The sequence below is a fragment of the Bacillota bacterium genome (assembly GCA_024655925.1).
GTDB lineage: Bacteria > Bacillota > DTU025 > DTU025 > JANLFS01 > JANLFS01.
The window spans coordinates 46991-53745 of sequence record JANLFS010000008.1 but is presented as its reverse complement, the minus strand read 5'-3'; the positions used below and the strand labels follow the sequence as shown (position 1 = coordinate 53745).

Genomic DNA, 6755 nt, shown 5'->3' with positions numbered 1-6755 from the left:
GTGAGCGGGATCCTCCTTATGCCTGACGGACCGGTGCTCATCTGCGCCCATGCCATCACCAACAGCGAAGCGACTGCCCCGGCCCGGGGCACTTTGACTTTCGTCCGCCGTCTCGACCGGACCCTCATCGACGCGCTTGCGGCCGTCACCGGGTCTGATTTGGACCTGTTGGTACTGGATGGTTCCAGCCTTCCCTTAGACTACCAGGCTGCCCGGGATGCTCTTCTTGTTGACGGAACGAAGTTGCTAGTCAGGCCACTGGACCCCAATACGGTTGCGGGGTACTCGGTCATCGAAGACCTTTACGGCGAACCCACGCTCATCCTCAGGCTCGGACTCCCCCGCGACATACTCAGACAGGGGCAGATGACCGTCGATCTCCTCGCCGGTGTTCTCTTTGCGGCGGGGCTATTCGTCATGGCAGGGGCCGGGGCGGCCATCGATGCCGCAGTCGTGTCCCGTATCAGCAGGATGAGCCAGGCGGTGAACAGGATAGCCGGCAGCTCTGATCTGGGCAACCGAGTGGAGGTGTTCGGCGACGACGAGGTCTCCACGCTCGGACGGTGCATAAACGGACTTCTTCAATCGGTGGAAGGCGGCGTTCAGGAAATCGAGAGAATGGCGATGAGCCTCCGGCAGAGCGAGGAACTCCATCGCGCCATCATAGAGACCCAAGGGGAAGGCGTTGCTGCCCTGGATCAAGATCTTCGCTTCACCCTGGCAAACCCCGCCCTGCACCAGATCTTCGGGGTTCCTCCTGGGGAACTAGTCGGGCGGAGCCTCAGCGAGTTCACGGACGAGGAAACGTTCACGGCCATTCGGGCCAGGACATGCGAGGCCTCACATGTCCAGCCCGGGGTGTACGAGATCCGTGTTGAAAGACCGAACCGCGAGACCTGCACAGTCATCGTGTCGGACCGGCCCCGGTATGACGCGCGGGGCGAATTCAGCGGACTCTTCAGCGTGTTCCGTGATGTTACGGATCAGAGAAGGGCGGAAGAGAAGATCAGGTTTCTCAGCTTCCACGATGCCCTCACAGGGCTCCACAACCGCGCGTATCTGGAAGAGAAATTGAAGCGGTTCGACAACCAAGACTGCCTGCCACTCAGCCTCATCATGGGGGACCTGAACGGCCTCAAACTTGTGAATGATACCCTCGGCCACGACTGCGGCGACAGGCTGCTCGCGAACATGGCCCGGGTCCTGCGGGATGCCTGCAGGCGGGAGGATATCATTGCCCGCTGGGGAGGGGACGAGTTCGTAATAGTGCTGCCGAGCACTACTGAGAGAGCCGCGCTGGAGATCTGCGACCGAATTCGGGAAGGATGTGCGAAGGCGGATCCGGACCCGATTCAACTCAGTATCGCGCTTGGGGCGGCGACGAAGAATACTGCGTCTGTCAGCGTGTCGATACTGCTTCGGGAAGCAGAGGAAAGAATGTATAGAAACAAGCTCATCGAGGGGGCGGACGCAAGGAATTCACTGATTCTCTCCCTTCGAAAGAGTCTCGCAGAGAGAACCCACGAGACCGAAGAACACACCACACGTCTTCAGGAGCTTGCGACCGAGCTGGGGCGGGCGATCGGCCTGTCCCCAAGCCAGCTGGACGAGATTGTGCTGGCTTGCGCGCTCCACGATATAGGTAAGGTAAGAATACCCGGCCACATTCTCACCAAGAAAGGGAGCCTCACTCCTGATGAATGGGAGGTCATAAAGAAGCACTCCGAGACGGGATACAGGATCGCCCAGTCATCCTTCGAACTCTCTCACATCGCTGAGATTATCCTTTCCCACCATGAGCGATGGGACGGGTCGGGCTATCCCCGCGGGCTGATGGGTGACGAGATTCCTCTCGCGGCCCGGATCATAGCAATCGTAGATACCTACGACGTGATCACCCAGGGACGCCCCTACAAACCGCCGGTTTCTCCCCAGGCTGCCCTTGCGGAGCTTGAGCGGTGTGCCGGCACTCAGTTCGACCCCTCCCTGGTCAATCTCTTCATTCGGATCGTACGCGGCAGTACGCGATTCCTCCTAGCGGGAGAGGCAGCCTGTTCCCAGCCGCCTCGAACTTTCACCGGCCTCGCGCATCCTAAGTGATAGAGGCTCAGATGTGAAAGACAAGGAGGCGTGACAAATAGTGAAGAAGCTCATTACAATCGCTGCGGTCTCAATTCTGGTTCTAACCGTTGCGGGGGTGGCCTCGGCAGCCTGGGGACGTAGGATGGGGGCAGCCGCATTCGGTGACCAGGAGATTGCGGTGTGGGCCAAGATCACAGGGCTCACCGCGGATCAGTTGAAGGTGTATATGTTCGATGGAGCAGGCATCGGAGAACTTGCCGCGGCGACGGCGCTCGCCAAAGAGCAGGGTAAATCAGTAAAGGATATTCTCGAGAAGGCCAAGGCGGATAAAGTGGGAGTAGAAGCCATAGCGTATGCGGCGGGCATCGCTCCAACCGCTTTCGCGCCTAAGGTCCAGGCAATATACGAGAAGTACATTGATGAGGCGGTCGCAGCCGGCGTCTACACCAGTGAGCAGGGGGACGCCCTCAAGCAGGCAATGGCGGCCAGGTTCAAGGCCATGCTTGAAGGCGGCAGACCGGGGTTCGGGCGCGGCAGCATGGGGATGATTGGCCGAAGCATGATGGGTGGAAAGGCCGGTGGGTTCAGGCACCCTGCTGGGTTCGGTTATCAGCCGACCCAGCCGGGCCCGACCACAATGATGGGGCGTGGGTTCCGTTGGTTTGTCCAGCCAGCGGCACCGACCAACTAGTCCTAATCACACGAGGGCACGGCGCGAGCAGGATGCAGGAACGCGGGGTCATCATGACCCCGCGTTCCCGCGTACAGCTCGCTGGCAGAACATTGGAGCGGGGAGGTTGAAGGAATCCGCGAGCTGTTCACGAAGTGCCGTGAAAGAAAGGCATGGCAGTGACGGTGGAGAAGCGAACGGTCTCGCTCTCGGGCAGGACGGTCCCGGTGCCTGAGGTGAGCGCGGTCGGCAATTCCAGCAACGGAGGGGACAGGATGAGCTACGGCTATGTTGGTAGAGTACTAAGAGTGGACCTCACATCCAGGACACTGGCCCTGGAACAGCCAGGGGACCTCATCTGGCGGCAGTACCCTGGCGGCAGCTCGCTTGCGCTGCACTACCTCATGTCGGAACTCTCTCCGGGTGTGGATCCTCTGGGTCCGGAGAACATTCTCGTGTTTGCCACGGGAGTGCTTACAGGGTGTCCGGTGCCCGGCACATCGAGATTCACGGTAGCCGCCAAGTCCCCACTTACCGGCGCGTACGGGGAATCCGAGGCTGGAGGGTGGTGGGGCCCTGAACTCAAATTCGCGGGGTTCGATGCAGTGGTGGTGCAAGGGGCGTCGTCGACTCCGGTCTATCTCTGGATCCGTGACGGCCAGGCTGAACTGCGGGATGCATCCGGCCTCTGGGAGCTCGGGACCCTGGATACCCAGGCACGGATCCAGGCTGAACTGGGCGACGAGCGCATTCGTGTGGCCACCATTGGGCCGGGCGGGGAGAAGCTCGTCCGATATGCATGCATCCTGAATAACGTCAAGCACGCAAATGGCCGAACCGGCATGGGTGCCGTCATGGGATCAAAGAACCTGAAAGCCATTGCGGTGAGGGGGATCAGAAGAGATATCCCGCTCTTCGACAAGCGTGGCGTGCTGGACGTGGCCAGGTCGTTCAACACACGATGGCAGACGAATCCCAACTGTGTCCAGTGGAACCAGATCGGAACATCAAGAGGAGTGCTGACCCTGAATTCCACGGGGCTTCTGCCAACCAGGAATTTCCGCGAGGGTCAGTTCGAAGGTGCGGAGGACATATCCGGCCCAAGGATGCGCGATACGATCCTGCAGAAGAGCGAAGGCTGCTTTGCTTGCCCCGTCAAATGTAAGAAGGCTGTTCGGGTCACGGGCCGTTATGAAGTGGACCCGGCTTACGGCGGACCGGAGTATGAGACCATAGCCGCACTTGGGTCCGCGTGTGGGGTCCGGGACCTCGAAGCAATCGCAAAGGGCAACGAATGGTGCAACAAATATGGGATCGATACCATATCCACCGGTCTCGCGATAGCGTTTGCCATGGAGTGCTTCGAGGACGGGATTCTCACAATGGACGACACCGATGGTGTGGAACTGAGGTTCGGGAACGCCGACGCCATGCTCGCCATGGTCGAGGCCATTTGCGAGAGGCGTGGACTCGGCAAGCTTCTGGGAGAAGGCGCTCTGGCTGCCGCGAAGGTAATCGGGCGTGGTGCTGAGAGATTAGTGATGCACGTGAAGGGTCAGGAGCTTGGGATGCACGAGCCCCGGGGCAAAGTCGGGTTGGGTCTAGCCTACGCGGTCTCGCCCACTGGACCGGACCACATGGAGATTGCTCATGACCCTGTGTTCCAGGCTCCGGGATTTGGCCTCAATTCCGTAGCACCTCTGGGTATCCTGGAATCCCTGTCCCCGTTGGATCTCGGGCCTCGGAAGGTCAGGATGGTCGCGTACCTGCAACTCCTGCGCCAACTAGATAACATCCTGGGAATATGCGATTTTGCCGGACCAGCTTTAGGTTCACTCACAGTAACTGACACCGTTGAACTAGTCCGCGCCGCCACTGGGTGGGACACGAGCCTCTGGGAGCTTCTCAAAGCCTCAGAACGAGCCCTCACCATGGCTCGGCTTCTCAATCTGAGAGAGGGCTTTGGGCGCGAACATGACACGCTTCCTGAGCGGCTGTTCGAGCCTATGCCCGGTGGGCCTTCAAAAGGGCAGAGAATCGACCCCGACGTCCTGGACCGGGCGATCTCCACCTACTACGCCATGATGGGCTGGGACCCGGAGACCGGAGTCCCCACCCAGGAGAAGCTCTCGGAGTTGGAGTTGAAGTAGATACAGGTTAAGGGTGTTTGGGGGCGTACGCGGGTGGGCCTGCCTTTCCCTCATGGGTGACATTATCTCAGTCGCGCCATGAGGTGTGACAGTATTACAGGCGCGCAAAACGCTAGTACTTCCCGACATCCTCCCAGGCGCGCTTGATCCCGACGCATCCAGGTTCCCAGTCTGCCTGCGTTGTCAGTCCGGTCCTGTCCGCGTACTGAAGCGCCTCGAGTGCCCGAAGGATCTCGTGGGTGCTCCGGCCGGTGTCTGTATCGTAGACCATGAACGTCCGAATGCGGAGATGAGGGTCTATGATGAAAAGGCCGCGATAGGCCCAGCCGGCGTCGGAGTTGTAGACCCCATACATCTTTGCTATGGCCCCGTTTCTGTCCGCAAGCACGGGGAATTGAACAAGGCGGACGTTGGGCGAAATCATGCCTTCGATCTTGTGCACGTACACTGAGTCGGTGCTGATCGCAAGAACCTCGGCCCCAAGCTCCCACAGCCTATTCTGTATGGACGCGACCGCGCCCAGCTCTGTCGGTCAGACGAATGTGAACGCCGAAGGGAAGAACATCAGCACTACCCATCGGCCTCTCAGGTCCTCCAGGCGTACCCGCGTTCTCTGGCCCCCGACAACCGCTTCCGCCTCGAAGAACGGGGCGGGCGCCCTAGGGTGCAGAGTCATGGCATGCACACCCCCTGACAATGAAGAACGGCCGGATCCCTCCGGCCGGATCGCTCGATGCATTGTATGGTTCGTTGTGGGGGGTTGTGCGCCTCAGCGGGGAAAGGTGCTACTGTATGAACCACTCTTCAGGCTGCGCGCGCTCATCGTGGTGGGGTCCGTACTTGGTTGTTTCGTCCACCGATACCACCCGTTCTTCTCTTATGGAACGGAGTATGCTGTGAACCGTCTTCACGTCCCCGAACTCCATCTCCGGGGTGACGCTTAAAGACTCTTCGCCCGAGAGCGCCTTGTGGAAGTTGAGCAGCTCGTTCTCGAACCCCTTCTGGGGCTCGTACGAAATCTGTTCGGATGTGCCGTCGTTTCGCGCGATGTTGATCACGCCTGCGTTTCGCTCCTCCAGGTAGATCATCCCCTCGGTCCCGAAGATGCGCAATCCCACAAGGGGGCGCTGCATCTCTCGCCCTGCTGAATAGAACGCGAACTGGCCTGGAAGGCCCGACGCGAAAAGCAGGTTGGCGATGATGACGGAATAGGGGCAGAAATCCTCCTCCTGGGAGCGGCCGAAGGCGTGAACCTGTCGGATTGCGCCAAAGATGTGGCGGAGGGCTGCGAGGTCGTGGAGCGCAGAATCTGCGAACGCCCCGCCGGGGAAATCCGGGTGCTGCCTCCATTCTCTCGCGGAGAACGTGTTCCCCACCATGTCGTTGGGGAAGTCAAGTACTCGGTTCTGGAGGAAGTACACGATCCGGCCCACCCGGGCCGTTCTGACAAGGTCCCTGATGAGATCAATCTCCTGGCTGTACCTGTAGTTCTCGGCAATCATGATCGGGATGTGGTATTTCTCGGCGAGATCCCTCGCCGCTCGCGCCTGCGCCATCGTAGGGGCAAGGGGTTTTTCGCAGATTATGCCCCGGTCTCTTCTGTTCACCTTGCCTTTCTCCGAAAGCCTCTGGGCGACTGTCTCAGTCACAGTGAAGTTGTCGGGGATCGGGACCATGATGTCGATGGCATCGAGATCGTCCCGTCGCAGCATCTCCTCCCAGGAGGCATATGTTGCGCTCTGATCGAGATTGAGCCGGCCGGCCCATTCTCCGAGCCTCTCCTCGTTCGGATCCGCGACGGCGACGATCTCGAAAAGATCGGACAGCTTCTGAAAGGCCGGGTAATGCAAGCG

5 protein-coding genes are annotated in these 6755 nt (G+C 59.9%); 3 read left to right on the top strand and 2 right to left on the bottom strand.

All coding sequences use genetic code 11. The features are described 5' to 3' along the window. The 3 genes from NUW23_02250 to NUW23_02240 all read left to right on the top strand — a co-directional run. Positions 1 to 2100 (top strand): diguanylate cyclase (locus NUW23_02250; protein ID MCR4424998.1); only part of this gene is annotated, 2100 nt, incomplete at its 5' end. Positions 2101 to 2140: 40 nt separating this feature from the next. Further along, complete coding sequence (locus tag NUW23_02245) at positions 2141 to 2773, top strand: hypothetical protein (protein ID MCR4424997.1); 633 nt, start codon at positions 2141 to 2143, stop codon at positions 2771 to 2773. A 152-nt stretch (positions 2774 to 2925) separates the two neighbouring features. Beyond that, complete coding sequence (locus tag NUW23_02240; protein ID MCR4424996.1) at positions 2926 to 4902, top strand: aldehyde ferredoxin oxidoreductase family protein; 1977 nt, start codon at positions 2926 to 2928, stop codon at positions 4900 to 4902. Between the two features lie 112 nt (positions 4903 to 5014). Here the strand turns inward: NUW23_02240 and NUW23_02235 are convergent, their stop codons facing one another. Together NUW23_02235 and NUW23_02230 are read right to left on the bottom strand one after the other, a co-directional pair. Next, entirely contained in the window at positions 5015 to 5578 is a 564-nt protein-coding gene (locus tag NUW23_02235) for a peroxiredoxin (protein ID MCR4424995.1), read from the bottom strand. A 109-nt stretch (positions 5579 to 5687) separates the two neighbouring features. Then, a partial coding sequence (locus NUW23_02230; protein ID MCR4424994.1) for a Gfo/Idh/MocA family oxidoreductase occupies positions 5688 to 6755 on the bottom strand: 1068 nt, incomplete at its 5' end.